This is a genomic window from Pleurocapsa sp. FMAR1, assembly GCF_963665995.1.
GTDB lineage: Bacteria > Cyanobacteriota > Cyanobacteriia > Cyanobacteriales > Xenococcaceae > Waterburya.
In genome coordinates this window covers 2,523,002-2,543,143 of the sequence record NZ_OY762512.1, presented here as the reverse complement: position 1 = coordinate 2,543,143, position 20,142 = coordinate 2,523,002, and the positions used below count along the sequence as shown (strand labels likewise).

Sequence of the window (20,142 nt, the reverse complement as noted above, 5' to 3'; positions counted from 1 at the left end):
AGTTTCCATTATGGTCATGAAATTAGCAAAAGTTGTTCCTTTTGGGCGATCGCTCGATGAATATACTAAAATGTTTGACCTCTCCCCCAAGGATTTACAGCAAAGGATTCTAGGGGTAGGAGATGGTCCAGCCAGCTTTAATGCCCAAGGGACAAAAGCAGAGGTAAATATTACCTCCGTCGATCCTATTTATCAGTTTGACGGTGCAGAAATCAAGCAGCGATTTGATGAGGTGGTGGATAATATTATCGATCAGGTAATTGCTACTCCTAATAATTGGGTGTGGAAATATCATTCATCACCCCAAGCCCTAAAAAAGAGTCGCGTCGAAAGCCTTGAGCTTTTTTTAGAGGATTATAGCCAGGGAAAACAAGACAATAGATATCTCAACCAGGAATTACCCCATTTAAATTTTGCCGATCGCAGCTTCGACTTAGCATTATGTTCTCATTTTTTGTTTTTATATTCTGAACATTGCGATCGAGACTTTCATATCGCTTCGATCAAAGAAATGCTGAGGGTTAGCCAAGAGGTAAGAATATTTCCGCTGTTGACATTAATGCAGGAAACTTCTCCCTATTTAGATTTTGTTATGACTGAATTTAGCAACTGGGGATATTCTGTGATGATTAAAACTGTACCTTATGAACTTCAACCAGGTGGCAACAAAATGCTAGTAATTAAATCAAAAAGTTTGTGATCGTTCATGATGAAAAATAAGAGACATTTAATTAGTTCCTATTCTTTTGGCTAAATTCCTAGCTCAGGTTATTTTAAATTCAATCAAATAAAACAATCCGTTTTAAAGATAGAAAATGGTATCAAGCTCTCAACCTACAAAGAAAAAATTTCTCAATTCAATTAATTATTTTAGAGGAATAGCAATTATTCTAATTGTGTTAGGTCATTGTCAAGGTTTGGGTGGTTTGGATACATCAACTAATGCCGAAAAGCTGCTTTATTCTCTGATTTCAAATGGAAGCGTTTATTTTGTATTTATTTCGGGTTTTTTATACAATCATATTTTTTACCCTAGATTTGAATACAAAAAGTTTATGAAGAAAAAGACACAGTTTGTGCTTTTGCCTTATTTACTTTGTTCATTAGTTCCTATATTACTTACTGTGTTTGTAGGTGACGGTGGAAAATTTCTCCCTGGTAGCTTGAGAGAACAACCATTTTTAGCAATTATTTGGTTTTTAGTTACAGGTAGAATTAATTTTGCCTATTGGTATATTCCCATGGTAATGATTTTATTTGCTATTTCTCCTGTAATTAACTGGATTATCAGGTCAAACAAAATATTATTAGCAATTGCATTTCTTTTACCTATTTCATTGATTGTTCATCGACCAAGTGATGGTATAAATCCTCTTCATTCTGTAGTTTACTTTTTGCCAGTATATTTGATTGGAATCTGGAGTTCAATTAATAATAAAAAGATCTACGCTTATCTAAAAGATAATAAGAAAAAGGCAGTGATTGTATTACTGGCGATCGCTCTTAGTTTAATTCAAATTTTTGTACTCCACAGTTCAGGTAACTTTACCAAAGAATTTTGGTCAATCACGGTTCCTGATGTCAATTTACTTCAGAAAATTTTGCTTTGTTTTCTGCTTATGTCTATTCTCGATCATTATGAAAATACTGATATTAGCAGCATGAAAAAGACGGCAGAAACCAGCTTTGCTATTTACTTTATTCATCCATTTTTAATTAACGCTATTGCTAGCATTGCTAAGAAATTAAATTTAGATTTAAGTTATCAAGGAAACTTTTTTACTTTGGTATTGGCAACTTTTTTAATAGTTATTATTTCTATGGCGATCGCTTACGGTATCAAAGCTGTCCTGAAAAAGAATAGCCGTTATCTTATTGGCTGGTAAAATTTAGTAATTAAGGCAAATTATTTATTTATTAAGCATTCGACTAACTTCGTTGGGCTTTAATCTTTGAATATTTTGGAAATGCTCTATTTGCTGTAATTGGCTTCTTGCTTCTGCATAATTACTAATACGCAGTAATACCATATCTTCATAAACAGACTCTTCTAACTCGACAATCTCTAAAATTAATTCTTGTAAATGTTTTTTGTCAATATCGTTATTTAAGTATTTTAAAAAAGAGCCACGTTTCCATTGACGCGCTGTAACTAAACACCACTGTCCAGTGTTAAGAGATTGATTGGTAGATTCCATATTTTAAATGACTATTTATACTGACAAATTATGGCTCAATTTTCCTACTGATGGTTTATTTTTTCGCAGCCTATTTGGTAGTCATAGATTATCATTCTCGGCAATGAGAATACAAATGACAAAAATTAGGGTGGAATTTGACCCACCCATTAGATCTAACTTAACTTTGCAATTAACTGTTGCTTGGCGGTATCTAAAGCCTCATCTATTTTACTAGCATCTCTGCCTCCAGCCTGCGCTAGATTTGGTCTGCCACCGCCTCCACCAGCGCAGATTTTGGCAATCTCGCCGATGAATTTACCTGCCTGTAGTTGTTTAGCTTGAATAACCTGCTGACTAAAGGCAGCTACCAAACTAACCTTATCTTCTGAGGGAATAGAAGCAACAACTACGGCTGATTCGCCTAATTTTTGCTGTAATCTTTCAGCAGCAGACTGCAAGGATTTGGCATCCATTTCTCCCATATTTGCCACTAATACTTTATATTCACCTACCGTTTCAGCTTGAGATAATAAGCTGTCGGATTTAGCCAGTGCCAGTTCTTGTTTTGCTGCTTCTAATTCTTTTTGAGTAGTTTTAAGTTCCGTTTGCAAACTCAAGACGCGATCGCCAATTTCTTCTGGCTTAACTTTGAAGCGATCGCTCAATTCTTTAACTACCTTCTCTCTAACGTTGAGATAGTCTAGAATAGCAGCCCCAGCTACTGCTTCAATTCTTCTGACTCCAGAAGCAATACCAGTTTCGGAGATGATTTTAAATACGCCGATTTCTGCGGTATTAGTTACATGAGTACCGCCACAAAGTTCCATCGAGACTCCTGGGAAGTCAATAACTCTTACTTCATCACCATATTTTTCGCCAAACATAGCCGTTGCCCCTTTGGCTTTAGCTTCATCTATGGGCATCACGTTTATATCGGCTTCGTGCGCCTCAGAAATCCAGGTATTAACCAAATCTTCTACCTGCTGCACGTCTTCTGGGGTCAAAGCGCGAGGAGAATTAAAATCAAAGCGCAAGCGGTCAAAGCTAACTAATGAACCAGCTTGAGACACTGAATCATCAACTATTTTCTTGAGGGCAGCCTGTAATAAATGGGTGGCGGTATGATTTGCCTGAACTCGACGACGACAGGCGCGGTCTATAGTTGAGTTAACCACATCTCCCAGGTTGACTGTACCCCGCTCAACTTTTCCTTTGTGGATAAAGACATTGCCGTCCTTTTGTACGTCTTCAATGCGGATTTGTAGGGGCGAATGGCCATTCGCCCCTACAGACAGATAACCGCGATCGCCTATTTGCCCTCCAGACTCGCCATAAAATGGGGTTTGATCGAGAATGATTTGAACCGTATCACCCGCAGTTGCCGTAGGAGCGTTTTGCGTAAGGGCAGTTCGCGAACTGCCCCTACCTGGATCATTACTGTTAACCACAATGCCCATAATCTGAGATTGTACTGCAAGCTGAGAATAACCTAAAAAGCTAGTTTCATTACTGTCTTTGACTATTTCGCCCAAAGCGTTTTGAGTCATCAAATCGATCGCCTCATGGGAATCTTTGGAACGAGTTTTTTGCGACTCCATTTCTCGTTCAAAACCTCCAAGATCGATCGTTAATCCCTGTTCTTCAGCGATCTCCTGGGTTAATTCTAAAGGAAAACCGTAGGTGTCATAGAGTTCAAAAGCATCTTTGCCCGATATCTGACTTGCCGATAAATTAGCTGCCTCAGCAATAATATCTGCTAGTATTTTTTCTCCTCTCTCTAATGTCTTGAGGAATTGGGATTCTTCCCTTTGAAGCTGACCTTTAATGTAGTCTTCTCTTTCTCTAACGTTAGGATAAGCTGATTCAGATAAAGCGATCGCACTTTCGGCAACTTGGTTAATAAAATTCCCTTCAATACCAATCAATTTGCCATGACGAATCACTCGACGAATTAGACGACGTAGAATATAACCTCTACCGACATTAGAAGCAGTAACCCCGTCAGCAATCATATGAACTACTGCCCGAACATGATCGCCAATTACCTTGAGGGAAGTTTTAGTTTGCTCATCGGCTTGAGTATAGTCGATGGCTGCAATCTCAGCAGCAGTATTAACAATGGGCAGAATTAAATCAGTTTCATAATTATTTGGTACTTGCTGGAGGATTTGTGCCATCCTCTCTAAACCCAAACCCGTATCAATATTTTTGTTGGCTAAAGGTGTCAAATTTCCTTCTGCATCGCGATTATATTGCATAAATACCAGGTTATAAAACTCGATAAATCTGCTGTCATCTTCTAGATCGATATTCTCATCGCCTAATTCTGGATGAAAATCATAATATAACTCCGAACAAGGACCACAAGGACCAGTAATGCCAGATTCCCAAAAGTTGTCTTCCTTTCCCAGACGCTGAATACGATGTTCGGGGATATTTATGTTGTCGCGCCAAATATCAAAAGCCTCGTCATCATCGTGATAAACGCTAGGAATAATTCTCTCTGCTGGTAGCTGATAAACCTGAGTAGAAAGTTCCCACGCCCAAGCGATCGCCTGTCCTTTAAAATAATCGCCAAAGCTAAAGTTACCCAGCATCTCAAAGAAAGTATGATGTCTGGCGGTACGTCCTACATTCTCAATATCATTGGTACGAATACACTTTTGGGATGTAGTAGCGCGGGGAGAGGATGCTCTGCGCTGTCCTAAAAATATTGGTTTAAATGGTAGCATTCCCGCAATAGTAAGCATTACCGTCGGATCTTCGGGTATTAAAGATGCGCTAGGCAATATTTTATGCTGTCTGGACTCGTAGAATTTTAAGAACTTGTCGCGGATGTCGCTACCGCTTAGGTGTGGGAGATCGACCATAGTAGTTTAGATAGATGCAATTTACTGTATATTATTTATTTTTGCACTTTTATGGTTTCGTTGAGTCTTACGTAAAAATTAACTATCTGGTGGCTATAAAACAACGTCATTTCAGTTTGAGATTATCAGACGGTTGAAATAGCTATAAGCCTTTGAGACAATATACAACCTTTGATAGATGATCGAAGACAGCATTCTGACTACTAAAGCATCAAATGCAGATATAAGCATAAATTTTGAAATCGATCTAATACTATTGTCAGATACAAACAAGATTTAATTTATTGGAAAATAAATGTTAATAAATGTTAAGTTAAAGTTGCGATCGCTATTAAATATTTTAAGCGTTTTGAATAAATTCAGTTATTAACTGATAACTTTTGTCTAAATATAGTCAGCACTAAAAGTATAAGTATATGAAAGAAATAGCTGTAGCCAAAGTCGATGAACTACAAGACGGTCAAATGCAGCAAATAGCTGTAGGTGACGACCAAATATTATTATCCAAGATTGACGGTCAATTTTACGCTACGGGAGCATTTTGCACCCACTATGGCGCACCTCTGGCTAAAGGAATTTTATGTAACGAAAGAATTGTTTGCCCTTGGCATAATGCCTGTTTTAATGCGATCGCAGGACAACAGGAAGAACCACCCGCATTAGATTCTCTCACAAATTTTTCTGTCAGGATAGAAGGAGAGCAAGTATTAGTAAAGCTGCCAGAGGATATATCTCAGCAGCGAACTCTAGCTATGGCAAGGTATGAACCTAAAGTTGACCAGCGTACCTTTGTAGTTTTGGGGGCGGGTTCAGCGGGTACAGTTGCCGTAGAAACTTTACGTCAGCAAGGTTTCCAGGGACAGATTGTTTTAATAAGTGCCGAACAAAAGCTACCCTATGACCGTACTAAGTTGAGTAAAAACTATCTTCAAGGTAAAGCTGAAGAAGATTCTTTACCTCTACGTAGCTGTGAGTTTTACGACCAACATAATATAGAGTTGCGCTTTGGTGAGGCAGTCACTAAGGTAGATTCCATAAATAAGTTAATTACCTTTGAAGACAATTCAACCCTTGAGTATGATTCCTTGCTGCTTGCTACAGGAGGACAAGCCAAGAAAATGGATCTGCCAGGGTCAAATTTAGCTAATATCTTTACCTTGAGGAACACAGAAGATGTCAACTCGATCCTGGAGGAAGTTAAAAAAGCCAAAAAAGCTTTAATAATTGGTTCGAGCTTTATTGGCATGGAAGCAGCAGCTAGTTTAAATCAGCAAGGGTTAGAAGTTGTTGTAGTCTCTCCTAGTGATGTCCCTTTTAAAAAGATCTTAGGCGATCGATTAGGCAAGATGTTCCAAAAACTTCATGAGCAAAACGGCGTAACCTTTAAATTTGGAACTAAAGCGACAGAATTTGGTGGCGATGGCAAAGTTGAATATGCCGTTTTGGAAAATGGTGAAAAAATAGCTACTGACCTAGTTATTGTTGGTATTGGTGTTCAACCCAACACTAGTTACTTAGAGGGAATTGAACTTAACGAGAAAGATCACAGTATTCCTGTCAATGAATATCTGCAAACTGAAATAAAAGATATCTATGCAGCGGGAGACATTGCTTCTTTTCCCTATCAACCTATGGGAGAATCAACCCGCATCGAACACTGGCGACTAGCAGCACAGCATGGGAAAATTGCAGCAATTAATATGCTGGAAAAAAGCAAGTTAACAAAAGCTGACGATATTGTTCCTTTCTTTTGGTCTGGTCAATACGATTTGAAACTACGTTATGTGGGACACGCTGAATCATGGGATGAAATTAAAATTGATGGAGAACTCGCTGAGTCTAATAAAAGTCTAGATGAGTTAGAATTTCTGGCATTCTATTTACAAAACAATAAGGTAATGGCAGTTGCAGGGGTAAATAGGGACAAGGATATTGCAGCTATTTCCGAACTGATGCGTCGGCAAAAAATGCCAGACGCAAATGAAATAAAAAATACTGAAATTAACTGGATTGATCTGATTTAATTAGTCACAGCAGGCTTTGTCCCTAAAGGGACAAAGCCTGCTGTGACCGTTGGTCAAAAGTTAATGTAGGCGTTCGACAGAGGGATCATTTGAGGGTCAATATTTTAGATAAATCTTGCCCTAAAAATCATCCCTCTAAAAAGCCAAAATTATATTTGATGTGCATCAAAAAAACATCAATACAGTTAAAAATTAATCAACTAAAAACATGAACCATTACGACATTATTATTATCGGTGCGGGTGCCGGTGGCGGAACAGTAGCTTATTCTCTTGCGCCTACAGGAAAACGCATTTTAATTATTGAAAGAGGAGGATATTTACCAAAAGAAGATGACAATTGGAATCCTGAGGCAATTTTTCAGGGTAGAAAATATCAGGTAACAGAAAAATGGTTTGACAAAGACAACAACAGTTTTTCACCCCAGGCTTTTTATAATGTTGGCGGTAATACCAAAGTTTATGGCGCAGCTTTGCAAAGAATGCGTGAGGCTGACTTTGGAGAAGTAAAGCATCAAGACGGTATATCTCCTGCTTGGGAATTAAGCTATCAAGACCTAGAGACTTACTATACCCGTGCCGAGAGTATATTTAAAATACACGGACAAAAAGGGGAAGATCCTACCGAACCGCCTATGTCCGCCGAATATCCTTTCCCGCCTCTACCTCACGAACCCCGTATGCAGGAGGTAGCAAATGATTTGCAGAACCTGGGTTTACATCCTCATCATTTAACCCTAGCAGTAGATCGCAATGTTGAAGACCCCGAAAATAGTAAGTGTATTCGCTGTGCTACTTGCGATCCTTATCCCTGCAAAATTGATGCCAAACTTGATGCTCAAATAGCCTGTGTCGATCCTGCTACAGAATATGAAAATATAGAGTTAAAAATAAATGCTCTAGTTACCAAATTGATTACCGATGATAGTGGCAAACAGATAAAAGCTGTAGAAGTAGAAATTGACGGCAACAAAGAACAATATTCTGCCGATACTTTTGTGCTTTCTGCTGGGGCAATTAACTCCGCTACCTTACTCCTAAAATCTGCTAATGAGCAGCATCCTAATGGTTTGGGCAACTCTTCGGGTATGGTAGGACGCAACTTGATGTTACATAATCATTCTGCCGTAGTGGCGATCGCCGACAAGCCTAATCCAGTTAAATTTCAAAAAACTCTTGGCTTTAATGACTTTTATTTTGGTAGTCCCGAACACGACTATCCTTTAGGACAAATCCAAATGACGGGTAAATCAAAATGGAATCGATTAGCAACTTTTTCTCCCGACTCCGTACCTCAAGCAACTTTAGAGTATATGGCAGACCACGCGGTAGACTGGTGGCTAACTAGCGAAGATTTACCCGATCCTGATAATCGTGTCACCCTCACAGAAGCAGGAAAAATTAAAGTAAACTTTACTCGCAACAACACTAAAGCTCACAATCAGTTTATTGATATGTGGCAAGGGTATTTGCGCAAAGTTGGGTTCTTTATGTTTATGATCAAAGAAGTTCCTCTTAGTGCTGTATGGCATCAGGTAGGTACTTGTAAATTTGGTTCAGACCCTAAAACCAACGTTCTCGATCTTAACTGTCGTACTCATGATGTCGAGAATCTTTATGTTGTGGATGCTAGCTTTTTTCCTAGTATGGGTGCGGTAAATCCTACCTTAACCATCGTGGCAAATGCTTTAAGAGTAAGCGATCATATTAAAGATAGTTTGGGCTAAAAAGCCTAGGGCTGGTTAAGTTGTAAAACTATTGAGATATCTTATTTTTGGCGTTGCTAATTTGAGTAATGATATACATGACAATACTATTCGTAGCTGATATTAGCTTTTAAGCAGTCTGTATTGTATGAATAAATAAGTCAAATTAAATTTGAGTCTTATGCGTTCAGCAACGCCAAATATTTTAATACAACTTAAGTCAGAAGCTATTTCGCCAGAAGATAGATAAATTATTAATTACCAGAAGTTTTCAACTTCATGGTTTGGTATTGCATAACGATCTTATAATTCCTAGGTAGCACTCATGAATATGCTAAGAAAGCTCAAGACTAGTAGAATTGTCACGGCATTTTTATTAGGAATATTTTTAATGGCAACCACCGCCTGTACAAGCAAAGACGTAAGCAAAGTTTCTGACAAATCCGATCGATCAGACTTGTCTAATGGTATACAAAAAGTAGGTTTGCTTTATTCCGACTCGAAAAAAGTAAAATCATTGAAAAGCGTTGATGATTTTGTTAGTCCTGAAACACAGCGAGCGCTCTTAAATCCTGCTCAAATTCCCGCTCAGAAACAGCCAAGTATCGATCGCGCTGACCCTGATGCAAAACTTCTAGAAAGAATTAGGCAAATGTTTAAAGATGCTAGTAGCTTTTAATTTAGCCGCTTGGATTATTAATTGCTTCACTCATAGCGATCGCCTGTAGCTGTTTTAAAGACAACTGCTTAATTAAGATAATTTCATGAGCAAATCTGCTATTTCAACGCCGATCAACTCTACGCAATCCAACGGGACTGTTGCTTCTAAAACTAAACTTTGGCTGCCAAAGCAAGTATTAATTACTCCTGCTGCTGATTCTCAACCCTGGGGACAACAAATTGTTGCCAGGGTAAAAGACTTAGGTATTTCAGTTCAAAAGCTATCGCAAAATAGAATAACTGGTTTGCGTGGCAAAACTGAAAAAGAGACTTATGCGATCGCCAAAAATACTTTAGCTATAGTTAACGCACCACCCAGTCAACTTAAACTTACACCTATTCCGCCATCGGCTGATTGGCAATTTCATTTGGCACAAGGTTGTCCTGCACACTGTCAGTATTGTTATTTGGCAGGAAGTCTATCAGGAGTACCCGTAGTTAAAGCTTATGGAAATTTACCGCAAATTCTGGCAAATTTGAGCAATTACGAACAGGAAGATCAAGATACAACCTATGAAGTTAGCTGTTATACAGATCCTTTGGGCATAGAACACTTGACTGGTAGTTTAGCTGAATGTATTCGCTATTTTGGTACCAGGAAATCTGCTTATCTACGTTGGGTAACCAAGTTCGATCATGTCGATCAGCTATTGGATTTACCTCATAACGGGCATACTCGCTGTCGCGTCAGCGTCAATGCCGATCCTGTTAGTCATTTTATGGAAGGAGGTACGGCTACCGTAGAAGAGAGGCTACAGGGATTACGTAAGCTAGCTTTGAAGGGTTATCCTGTGGGCGTTGTCGTTGCGCCAATTATGGCGATCGCAAATTGGCAGCAGCATTACGAAAACTTGTTTGCTAAAATTCGTCAGGCATTAGATTTTGAAGGCGATCTTACTTTTGAATTAATCACTCATCGCTTTACCCCTAAATCAAAAGAGGTTTTGCAGACATGGTATCCTAATAGCAAACTAGATTTAGAAGAAGGCGATCGCGCTCAAAAGCGCAACAAGTTTGGTGGTGTAAAGTATGTTTATGCTCGCGACACTATGACAGAACTTAAAGAATTTATTCAAACACAAATCATTACTAATTTTCCTCAAGGGGAAATTTTATATTGGACTTAGATTGATCGTTAGCGCTGTAGATTTTAAACAGTTTGATCGCGATGGGCTGACGGATTTAATCGGTGCGAATCGATTTTTTAACCATTTAGAAACTGCGGTGGCAACCTTCCACGAAGTCATCGGTAACTAAACTAATGTAGATAGAGTTTATGACTAAGGTGTGTCAGAACTTTATCAATACTGCGTTTTTTTTGTTAAGAAAAAATGGCAATAATCCTTATTTAGCCCAGCGTTTCCAACATGATTATAATTATTGCCTTTATTTAGTAAAAAAGAGTAAAAAAAATTACGGTAAGCTCAATAAAAAGTTAGAATAGAATAATGCCATTTTACCAACAGACAGGTATATTTCAGTAGCAGTTAAATTTTATAGAATTGTTTAAATTTAACAAATGACTCAACTGTTGGCTGAAATGCTTGGTGATGTAGGTGTAGGCTGCACAACAATTGGATGAGTGTACATCAAGCAGGAGGCTCATCAATCAAAAAAATAAGGAAATACAACAAGGACATCTAACCCATATGGTCAATCAGCAAACAAAAAGTACTACAGATATTGGTTTCACTCACGAAGATTTCGCTGCTCTACTCGACAAATACGATTATCACTTCAGTCCTGGCGACATAGTAGCGGGAACAGTTTTTAGTATGGAACCAAGGGGAGCTTTGATTGACATTGGTGCTAAAACTGCTGCGTATATTCCTATTCAAGAGATGTCGATCAATAGAGTTGACAATCCTACTGAAGTGCTTCAGGCAGATGAAACCAGAGAGTTCTTTATTTTAACTGACGAGAACGAAGACGGACAGCTAACTTTGTCTATCAGACGCATTGAGTATATGCGTGCTTGGGAGCGAGTAAGACAGCTACAGCAGGAGGATGCTACAGTTCGTTCCAATGTTTTTGCGACTAACCGTGGTGGCGCATTAGTCAGAATTGAAGGTTTGAGAGGCTTTATTCCTGGTTCTCATATTAGTGCTAGGGAAGCAAAAGAAGATTTAGTTGGGGAAGATTTACCACTCAAATTTTTAGAGGTAGATGAAGAGCGCAACCGACTGGTTCTAAGTCATCGTCGAGCGCTAGTAGAGCGTAAGATGAACGGTTTAGAGGTAGGTCAAGTAGTTAGAGGCTCTGTACGTGGAATCAAACCTTACGGTGCATTTATCGATATTGGTGGCGTAAGTGGATTGCTTCACATCTCGGAAATCTCTCATGACCACATTGATACTCCTCACAGCGTATTTGGTGTTAATGACGAATTAAAGGTAATGATTATCGACCTGGATGCAGAAAGAGGTCGTATATCTCTATCTACTAAGCAGCTTGAGCCAGAACCAGGTGATATGCTCAAAAATAGAGATATAGTATTTGAGAAAGCCGAAGAAATGGCTGAAAAATATCGCCAAAAACTATTGGCTGAAGCCGAAGGAGTTACTTTAGAAGAAGCTGCTGCAATGGTAGAAGAATCTGTAGTAAACGATGAGACTGCTGTAGAAGAAACGGTGGCAGAAGGTGAAGAAGCAGTAGAAGAACCAGTTGCAGAAACAGCGGCAGAGGAAACTGTTGAACCTACAAGCGAAGCAACAGAAGATACCCCTGAAGATTCAGAAGGGGAAATGGTTGGTGCAGCAGTAGATGAATAAAAGCCGATTACAAAGGTAAAATTATTAGAAATCGAGAGAGGATAAGTTTCCTCTCTTTTTTTTGCTAATTGCTTGATTACATTTACTTTAGGAGAAAAAGTTTGTCAGTTGCGATCGCTTGTCAAGATGTAAAATTTAATAATATTGATGCCATTATTTTTGATAAAGATGGCACTTTAGAAAACTCCTTAGAATTCTGGCGCGGGGTAGGTACTGAAAGAGCGCGTTTGATTGATGCTCAAATACCAGGGGTAGGAGAGCCTTTGTTAATGGCGTTTGGTATTTTAGATAATAGTTTAGACCCTACAGGTTTAATGGCTGTTGGCAGTCGCCTTGAAAACGAGATTGCTGCTGCTGCTTATATTGCTGAAACAGGAAGAAGCTGGCACGAAGCAAGAGAAATTGCTCAACAGGCTTTTACAGAACTATCTGAGTCAAAATATATAATCAAAAATCCTCAAACAGTACCCTTGTTCGCTGATGTAAAGGAAACTCTTGAGCATTTGTCTAATACAGGTCTAAAAATTGGCATTTTATCTAGCGATTCTACTTCAGAAGTTGAAAACTTCGTTGACGCTCATGAACTTAAGAAATATATTCAACTAAGTATGGGAGTTGATGGCGAAATTATTAAACCAGATCCCAGACTCTTTATTCAAGCTTGCCAAACTTTGGGAGTTACACCCCAACAAACACTAATGGTAGGAGATTCTGCGTTTGATATAACTATGGCAAAAAACGCTAATGCAGCAGCAGCTATTGGCATTTGTCGTCACAAAAATGTGAAATTATCCCAGGCAGATATTCAGATTTCCAACCTCTTGGAGCTACAAACTTTGTCATCTTAAAAACAAAGCTGTATCATATAGTCTTATGTTTGGCTGCTTATTTCATAATCTCGCGCCACCGCAATAGCATTCATTGGAGGATTATACCAAATTGTCTCGTAACTACTTATTCACCTCCGAATCTGTCACAGAGGGACATCCCGATAAGATTTGTGATCAGATTTCAGATACCATTTTAGACGCTATCCTAACTCAAGACCCTTTAAGCCGTGTTGCGGCAGAAGTAGTAGTTAATACAGGCTTGGTTTTAGTTACAGGAGAAATAACGACTAAAGCTCAGGTCAATTATGTAGATTTAGTCAGAAAAAAAATAGCCGAAATTGGCTATGTCCATGCTGAAAATGGGTTTTCAGCCGATAGCTGTTCTGTGCTAGTTGCCTTAGATGAACAGTCTCCAGATATTTCTCAAGGTGTAACTTCGGCTCAAGAACAAAGAGAAAATCTTAGTGATAGTGAGCTAGATAAAATTGGGGCAGGAGATCAGGGGTTGATGTTTGGCTTTGCCTGTAACGAAACTCCAGAATTGATGCCATTGCCTATCAGTTTGGCTCATCGGGTGTCTCGTCGTTTGGCAGAAGTACGTAAACACGGTGAATTATCTTATCTACGTCCTGATGGCAAAACTCAGGTTTCAATTCAATACGAAGATGGAAAACCAGTCGGCATTGATACTATTTTAGTTTCGACTCAGCACACAGAAACTATTGACAATCTTTCAGAAAATAGTGCTGTGCAGAAAAAAATCAAAGAAGATCTTTGGTCTGGGGTGATTCAGCCTGTATTCGCTGATTTAGATTTAAAACCAACTGACAAAACCCGTTTTTTAGTTAATCCTACAGGTAAGTTTGTCGTTGGTGGTCCTCAAGGAGATTCTGGCTTAACTGGTCGTAAAATTATTGTAGACACTTACGGTGGCTATTCTCGTCATGGTGGTGGTGCTTTTTCTGGTAAAGACCCCACGAAAGTAGACCGCAGTGCTTCTTATGCTTGTCGTTATGTAGCAAATAATATTGTGGCAGCGGGTTTAGCAGATAAATGCGAAGTCCAGGTAAGTTATGCCATTGGCGTTGCTAGACCTGTTAGTGTGTTTATTGAAACCTTTGGTACTGCAAAAGTTGATGAAGATGCGCTGTTAAAAATAGCTCAAGAACATTTTGAGTTGCGTCCTGCGGGAATTATTCAAACTCTCAATCTACGCAATCTTCCTCAAGAAAGAGGTGGTCGCTTCTATCAAGATGTAGCTGCGTATGGACACTTTGGCAGAAGTGATCTAGATTTGCCTTGGGAGAAAACTGATAAAGCAGAGCAATTAAAAGACGCTCTATTGTCTAATAGTGCAGTTTAACAATTGATTTTCAATTAACAATTCAAAGATTATGTGAGGGAGCTTAATAAGATAAGCTCCTTTATTTTTGATTTTTTTAGTTTTCAGTACACACAATTTTTACAGCAATTAATTTCAATAACTCACCTAAGATTGTTGGAAAACTTGGCAACAATCAAAAGAGGAACGTAAGAATGAAAAAAATAAGCTAAAGTAAATTCAATTATTTACCCTCAATCAATATTTATCCACCAGTGTTAGACAAACTATTTAAACACCACAAAAATAGGCGCGTTGCCATAGCACTAGCTTTGTTAGGAACAATTACACCGATCGCAGGACTTCATAAACTATATTTAGGACAGCCCATCTGGGGAATTATTTATATTCTCTTATGGTCAACACCTATCTCTAGAATTGCTGCTGCTATTGATGCAGTCTGGTATATTGTTCAAGATCAAGAACAGTTTGAACGTCAGTTTAACGGCTATAGCCAATACAATCTTAATACCTCACCTCAAGTAAAAGCGATCGCCGAAGCCATGCGAGAACTAGATCGACTACGAGAAGACGGTTTGGTTACAGAATATGAATTTGAACAAAAACGCCGTCAGTTATTAGAACATATTGCATAAGTAATTAACAATGAATAGTAATCAGTTAGGGGCGAAGTTGCGATCGCCCGTAGAGTAATGTTTAAGTTATCTGAAATTGGCATTAGAAATAAAATAGCCAAAGATCCTTATTATCGTTTTCAGTCGTTACGAGAAATTGCGATCGCCATTGAGATGGGAATCAGAATTGACGTGAATCAGGCAACAATAGACGATTGGCTAAGGCTGCCAGGGTTTTCCATTCATCAGGCGCGATCGCTAGTAGATTTAGTCAAAATGGGAGTGCAGCTAGTTTGTCTTGAAGATGTTGCTGCTGCAATCAACGTTTCTGTGCAGCGTCTTCAACCCTATGAGTCGATTCTAACTTTTGCCTACTACGATTGTCTCAGTCCTTTAAGTCCGAAGAAAGTCAATCTCAATACTGCTGAACTAGAAGAGATCGCTGTAATTCCTGGCTTAGATACAAATTTAGCCTCTATATTTCTGGAAAATCGTCAGGAAAACGGTAAATATCGCAATATTGTCGATCTCCAACGTCGTCTAAATTTGGATAGTGAGTTAATATCGCAGCTAATGCACTATTTGCAATTTTAGATCGAGCATACTTTCTACTTCTTATTTATTCTTCAACAAGGTGAGAGAGGTTTCCTCGCCCTCTCTCACCTTCAATTAGCTAATTTTGTTAAATTAAGGAGTGTTCGGTAAAAAACCTGATAACTGATAGCTTTATAAATCAATCTCAGCAAAACTAATTTATATTTAAATTTATCTTATGAAAATTAATTTAAAAGTTTGGCGACAACCTAATGCCGAAGCTAAAGGAAAATTAGAAGAGTACACTGTATCTAATGCTCATCCTAGTATGTCATTTATTGAACTATTAGACGTATTAAACGAGCAGCTAATCAAAAATGATCAAGAACCTGTAGCCTTTGATAGCGACTGTGGTGAGGGGATTTGTGGCTCTTGTGGCATGATGATTAACGGGGTGGCGCATGGAGAACAAAAACAAACTGCCGTGTGTCAACTGCACCTTAGAAGTTTTAAGGATGAAGACACAATCGTAGTAGAACCCTGGCGTGCCAAAGCTTTTCCTGTAATTAAAGACTTGGTAGTTGATCGCTCTGCCTTTGATCGTATAGTTGCTGCGGGGGGCTATATCTCCGTTAATACTGGTGCTGCACCTGATGCTAATTCTCTACCTGTAGCCAAAGAAAATAGCGATCGCGCTTTTGATTATGCAGCCTGTATCGGCTGTGGTGCTTGTGTTGCTGCTTGTCCTAATGCTTCTGCTTCCCTATTTACCGCAGCTAAAGTTTCTCATCTAGCATTGCTTCCTCAAGGACACCCCGAACGCAAACAGCGGGTGTTGGATATGACAGCACAAATGGCAAATGAAGGGTTTGGCGACTGTTCTAATCATGGAGAATGTACTGCTGTCTGTCCCAAAGGTATTTCTTTGGATGCTATTTCTTCTATGCGTCGAGAATATATCAAAGCGATGTTTAGTTAATAGTTGATTGCTGTTGTTCCCAGGCGAAGCAGGCATTTTCACTTAATTGCGATCGCTCTAGAGAGACGGTCTGGGTTTGGCAATTTCACGGGCGATCGTTAAAGCTCATAGGGGTACGATTGAAGTGGATAGCGAACGAAGCATAGAAAGCACTTTTACCGTTCCTTTTTGTTTAACGGCGGAAGAGGACTTGGTTCTGCTTTATCAGCGTCTATTTTATCTATTATTTTATATTTATCTTTTTTGTACACTCCATTTGCAGTAAACAAGTATTCTTGGATTCAAATTGCAGAGGACATAATTGTATATGTAGATTATCGACCAGATAATAAAATAAGTGAATGCAGCAATTTAGAACAAGGTGATTGGGGATTACTAGCTGGTTACAAAAAAATTAGTGTAGCCAAGCCTAAAGAATCAGGAGGCTATCTATTTACAACTCAATCTTGTTTATTTAAGGACAATGTTCTGAAATAGAAATAATTTAGGATTAGGGAGTTTCTGCTTTGATTACACCTCGATACATATTCATCCCGCAGGTAAAGGTGTATTCCCCTGGTTTTTCTGGCACAATTTCCACGGAAGTAGTTTGATTGAGACTCAAATCCAATGCCTTATTAAAGTCGGGTAATAATACCTGTTCTAAACAGCTACTAGGATCTTGACGATAAAAGTTTAATCTAACAGGTTCGCCAGCAATTACTTCGATTCTATCTGGTGTATAGCCACCGTCTACCAGAATATCAACCTCTTGAATCCCTTGTTTAGCCTTGGCTTTTTGGGATTTAGTTTTACTATACATAAACCACCAAAGTTCTGCACCAATCAAACCCAAGCCACCCAATGCTACAGCAAGCTTTAGACTTAGAGGCTGTTCTATCTTCTGAAACTGGCTAGTTTGTTCACCCGCCGAAGCAGGCATTTTTACTTCTTTCTGTGCCAGTACAATGTTAGGAGTTAAAGCCAACAAGAATCCTAATCCTGCAAGACTTCCAACAATTTTGCTTTTATTTAACATGATATTTTTTTCTCCTTGCTTATGAACGGACTTTTGACGGACTAAAATTCCTCAAACGTAAAGCATTAGTTACTACCGAAACCGAACTAAACGCCATCGCACCGCCAGCAATAATTGGATTGAGCAACCAGCCAAAGAAAGGAAACAAAATTCCTGCTGCAATGGGAATACCGATAACGTTATAAACAAAGGCAAAGAAAAGATTCTGACGGATATTATTAATCGTCGCTTTACTTAACTGTATGGCAGTCACAATACCCTGTAATTCTCCCGAAATGAGCGTAATATCACTAGCTGCGATCGCCACATCCGTTCCCGTACCAATGGCAATACCCACGTCGGCTTGAGCTAGTGCGGGGGCATCATTGATACCATCCCCTACCATAGCCACAGTTTTACCTTCCTGCTGTAATTCCCTTACCTTGGCAGCTTTTTGCTCGGGACGTACCTCCGCCTCTACTCTTACTATACCCACCTGACGGGCGATCGCTTCGGCGGTTTTTTGGTTATCTCCTGTCAGCATCACTACTTCTAAATCTAGATTGCGTAATGCCCTAACTGCTGCGGTGGAAGATGGTTTTACCGCATCGGCAATACCCATAATTCCTTCTAGTTCGCCATCTATGGCAATTAGCACTACGGTTTTGGCTTCTGCCTCCCAAATATCTTTTTGTTGTTGTAAAGTATCGGTTTTGATGCCCAATTCAGACATCCAGCGTTGAGTGCCAATCTGTACTAGGCGATGCCTACGGCTAGCTTCGCAATCTGAAACAGTTCCTTGTACTCCGCTACCTGCTACTGCTTCAAACTCATCACTTTCTGGTAGATCTATCTGTTGTGACTGGGCGTATTTTACTACCGCCTCGGCTAAAGGATGTTCGGAATTACGTTCGACTGCTGCGACTAAGCGTAATAATTTTAATTCTGCATTATTCCCAGTTCCTCTAACGGTATTGTAATCAGTAACAGTGGGTTTTCCTTCGGTAATCGTACCAGTTTTATCAAGGACAATAGTTTGCAGTTTATGAGCGAGTTCCAAACTCTCTGCACCTTTAATTAAAATTCCATTTTCTGCACCTTTCCCCGTACCTACCATGACAGATGTAGGAGTTGCCAAACCCAAAGCACAGGGACAGGCAATAATTAATACGCCGACAGTAGTGATTAAAGCTAAGGAAACATTCCCCATGATGGTAAACCAGAGGACAAAAGTAGCAAGGGCGATCGCAATTACTACAGGCACAAACCAGCCTGTAACCTTGTCCGCTAGTCTTTGAATTGGTGCTTTTGAACCTTGGGCATCTTGTACCAGTTGAACAATCTGCGCTAAAACTGTATCTGTGCCGACTCTAGTAGCCCTAAATTTAAAACTACCTGTCTTATTAATAGTCGCACCAATTACTTCATCCCCTGGCTGCTTTTTGACGGGTATACTTTCCCCCGTCACCATCGCTTCATCAATAGTGGAATTCCCGCTAATTATTTCTCCATCAACGGGAATCTTTTCTCCAGGGCGTACTAAGATGGTGTCGCCGATTTGAACTTCATTAACAGGAACATCTATTTCTTGTCCGTCACGAATGACTCTGGCATCTTTAGCCTGTAAACCCATCATTTTACGAATCGCATCTGAGGTTTGCCCCTTGGCTCGATTTTCAAACCATTGTCCAAGTAAGATTAAGGTAACAACAACGGCTGCGGTTTCGTAGTAAACTTCAGGCATCAAGCCTTGACTGAGAAAGAAATTAGGAAATATGGTAGCGAATAACGAATAGAAATAAGCTGCACTCGTACCTAAAGCTATTAACGTATCCATCGTCGCAGCATGACGTTTGAAAGCTTTCCACGCACCGATATAAAACCTGTAACCACACCAAAACTGTACTGGCGCAGTCAAGATTAATTGCAGCCAGGGGTTGTGCAACCATGCAGGAATAAAAGGTAAATTCAACCCCAGCATCATTGGTAGAGAACCGATAATTAAAATGACGCTAATTACGCCACCAACAATCATTTTACGAATTAAGTCGCGAGATTCGGCTTTACGGGCAGCTTTTTCTCGGTCATCTTCTCCCGTAACCAGTTCTTGTTCTTGAAGAGAATAAGCCGAGTATCCTGCCTCTTCTACTGCCTCTTGAATATCTTCAATGCTAGTTCGGCGGGGATTGTATTTAATCGCAGCTTGTTCTGCACCAAAGTTGACGTTACATGACTCTACCCCAGGTACATTACTAATTGCTGATTCGATACTGCTAGCGCAGGAAGCGCAACTCATCCCCCTGAGTTTGAGATTTATCTTTTCTGTATTCGTTGCGGTGTTCATCTTATTGATAAATGTTCAATGCTCAATGTTCAATGTTTTAAGCAGGGGGATAGCCAGCAGCTGCGATCGCTTCACGTACAGATGATTCATCCGCGTTGCTTTCTACTGTTACCTGTTTGGTTTTAGGATCGGCTCTGACACTCGCTTTGGGATCTATGTCAATAACTGCTTGGGTAATAGTTTTAGCACAAGCACCACAAGCCATATTCGGAACTTTGAGTTGGATCATATT

The 20,142-nt window shown here is 39.4% G+C and carries 18 protein-coding genes; 13 read left to right on the top strand and 5 right to left on the bottom strand.

Going from position 1 to position 20,142, the window contains the following annotated elements:
• Positions 1-10: 10 nt before the first annotated feature.
• Both SLP02_RS12260 and SLP02_RS12255 read left to right on the top strand, forming a co-directional pair.
• The gene (locus SLP02_RS12260; protein ID WP_413467179.1) at positions 11-700 is read left to right on the top strand and encodes a class I SAM-dependent methyltransferase; all 690 of its coding nucleotides are present in this window, start codon (positions 11-13) and stop codon (positions 698-700) included.
• A gap of 115 nt (positions 701-815) precedes the next feature.
• Positions 816-1,886 (top strand): acyltransferase family protein, encoded by a 1,071-nt coding sequence (locus tag SLP02_RS12255; RefSeq protein WP_319420940.1) that lies wholly within the window; start codon positions 816-818, stop codon positions 1,884-1,886.
• Between the two features lie 24 nt (positions 1,887-1,910).
• Here SLP02_RS12255 and SLP02_RS12250 read toward each other — a convergent pair whose 3' ends face one another.
• Complete coding sequence (locus SLP02_RS12250) at positions 1,911-2,198, bottom strand: hypothetical protein (protein ID WP_319420939.1); 288 nt, start codon at positions 2,196-2,198, stop codon at positions 1,911-1,913.
• A 155-nt stretch (positions 2,199-2,353) separates the two neighbouring features.
• Entirely contained in the window at positions 2,354-5,050 is a 2,697-nt protein-coding gene (gene alaS / locus SLP02_RS12245) for an alanine--tRNA ligase (RefSeq protein WP_319420938.1), read from the bottom strand.
• Between the two features lie 416 nt (positions 5,051-5,466).
• Between alaS and SLP02_RS12240 the strand changes: the two genes are divergently transcribed.
• The 11 genes from SLP02_RS12240 to SLP02_RS12190 all read left to right on the top strand — a co-directional run bounded on the left by SLP02_RS12240 (position 5,467) and on the right by SLP02_RS12190 (position 17,046).
• Positions 5,467-7,074, top strand: a complete 1,608-nt coding sequence (locus tag SLP02_RS12240) for an FAD-dependent oxidoreductase (protein WP_319420937.1) — start codon at positions 5,467-5,469, stop codon at positions 7,072-7,074.
• A gap of 208 nt (positions 7,075-7,282) precedes the next feature.
• The gene (locus SLP02_RS12235; protein WP_319420936.1) at positions 7,283-8,800 is read left to right on the top strand and encodes a GMC family oxidoreductase; all 1,518 of its coding nucleotides are present in this window, start codon (positions 7,283-7,285) and stop codon (positions 8,798-8,800) included.
• Between the two features lie 304 nt (positions 8,801-9,104).
• Positions 9,105-9,458 carry a hypothetical protein gene (locus SLP02_RS12230; RefSeq protein ID WP_319420935.1) on the top strand — a complete coding sequence of 118 codons (354 nt, stop codon included), beginning with the start codon at positions 9,105-9,107 and terminating at the stop codon, positions 9,456-9,458.
• Positions 9,459-9,543: 85 nt separating this feature from the next.
• Positions 9,544-10,626, top strand: coding sequence for a spore photoproduct lyase family protein (locus SLP02_RS12225; RefSeq protein ID WP_319420934.1), 1,083 nt, complete (start codon positions 9,544-9,546; stop codon positions 10,624-10,626).
• 522 nt (positions 10,627-11,148) lie between these two features.
• The gene (locus SLP02_RS12220) at positions 11,149-12,270 is read left to right on the top strand and encodes a 30S ribosomal protein S1 (protein WP_319420933.1); all 1,122 of its coding nucleotides are present in this window, start codon (positions 11,149-11,151) and stop codon (positions 12,268-12,270) included.
• A gap of 101 nt (positions 12,271-12,371) precedes the next feature.
• The gene (locus tag SLP02_RS12215; protein WP_319420932.1) at positions 12,372-13,118 is read left to right on the top strand and encodes an HAD family hydrolase; all 747 of its coding nucleotides are present in this window, start codon (positions 12,372-12,374) and stop codon (positions 13,116-13,118) included.
• 91 nt (positions 13,119-13,209) lie between these two features.
• On the top strand, positions 13,210-14,463 hold the full coding sequence (gene metK / locus SLP02_RS12210; protein ID WP_319420931.1) for a methionine adenosyltransferase: 1,254 nt from the start codon (positions 13,210-13,212) through the stop codon (positions 14,461-14,463).
• A gap of 233 nt (positions 14,464-14,696) precedes the next feature.
• A complete protein-coding gene (locus SLP02_RS12205; protein ID WP_319420930.1) occupies positions 14,697-15,077 on the top strand; it encodes an NINE protein in 381 nt (126 codons plus the stop codon).
• Positions 15,078-15,134: 57 nt separating this feature from the next.
• Positions 15,135-15,650 (top strand): ComEA family DNA-binding protein, encoded by a 516-nt coding sequence (locus tag SLP02_RS12200; protein ID WP_319420929.1) that lies wholly within the window; start codon positions 15,135-15,137, stop codon positions 15,648-15,650.
• 178 nt (positions 15,651-15,828) lie between these two features.
• The gene (locus tag SLP02_RS12195; RefSeq protein ID WP_319420928.1) at positions 15,829-16,569 is read left to right on the top strand and encodes a succinate dehydrogenase/fumarate reductase iron-sulfur subunit; all 741 of its coding nucleotides are present in this window, start codon (positions 15,829-15,831) and stop codon (positions 16,567-16,569) included.
• Positions 16,570-16,812: 243 nt separating this feature from the next.
• The gene (locus SLP02_RS12190) at positions 16,813-17,046 is read left to right on the top strand and encodes a hypothetical protein (protein WP_319420927.1); all 234 of its coding nucleotides are present in this window, start codon (positions 16,813-16,815) and stop codon (positions 17,044-17,046) included.
• A 13-nt stretch (positions 17,047-17,059) separates the two neighbouring features.
• Here the strand turns inward: SLP02_RS12190 and SLP02_RS12185 are convergent, their stop codons facing one another.
• Genes SLP02_RS12185 through SLP02_RS12175 form a run of 3 tightly spaced genes read right to left on the bottom strand, consistent with a single transcriptional unit; the run spans position 17,060 to position 20,139 of the window.
• Entirely contained in the window at positions 17,060-17,587 is a 528-nt protein-coding gene (locus SLP02_RS12185) for a cupredoxin domain-containing protein (RefSeq protein WP_319420926.1), read from the bottom strand.
• Positions 17,588-17,606: 19 nt separating this feature from the next.
• Positions 17,607-19,910 (bottom strand): heavy metal translocating P-type ATPase, encoded by a 2,304-nt coding sequence (locus tag SLP02_RS12180; protein ID WP_319420925.1) that lies wholly within the window; start codon positions 19,908-19,910, stop codon positions 17,607-17,609.
• A gap of 37 nt (positions 19,911-19,947) precedes the next feature.
• Positions 19,948-20,139 carry a heavy-metal-associated domain-containing protein gene (locus SLP02_RS12175; RefSeq protein ID WP_319420924.1) on the bottom strand — a complete coding sequence of 64 codons (192 nt, stop codon included), beginning with the start codon at positions 20,137-20,139 and terminating at the stop codon, positions 19,948-19,950.
• Between the last annotated feature and the right edge of the window lie 3 nt (positions 20,140-20,142).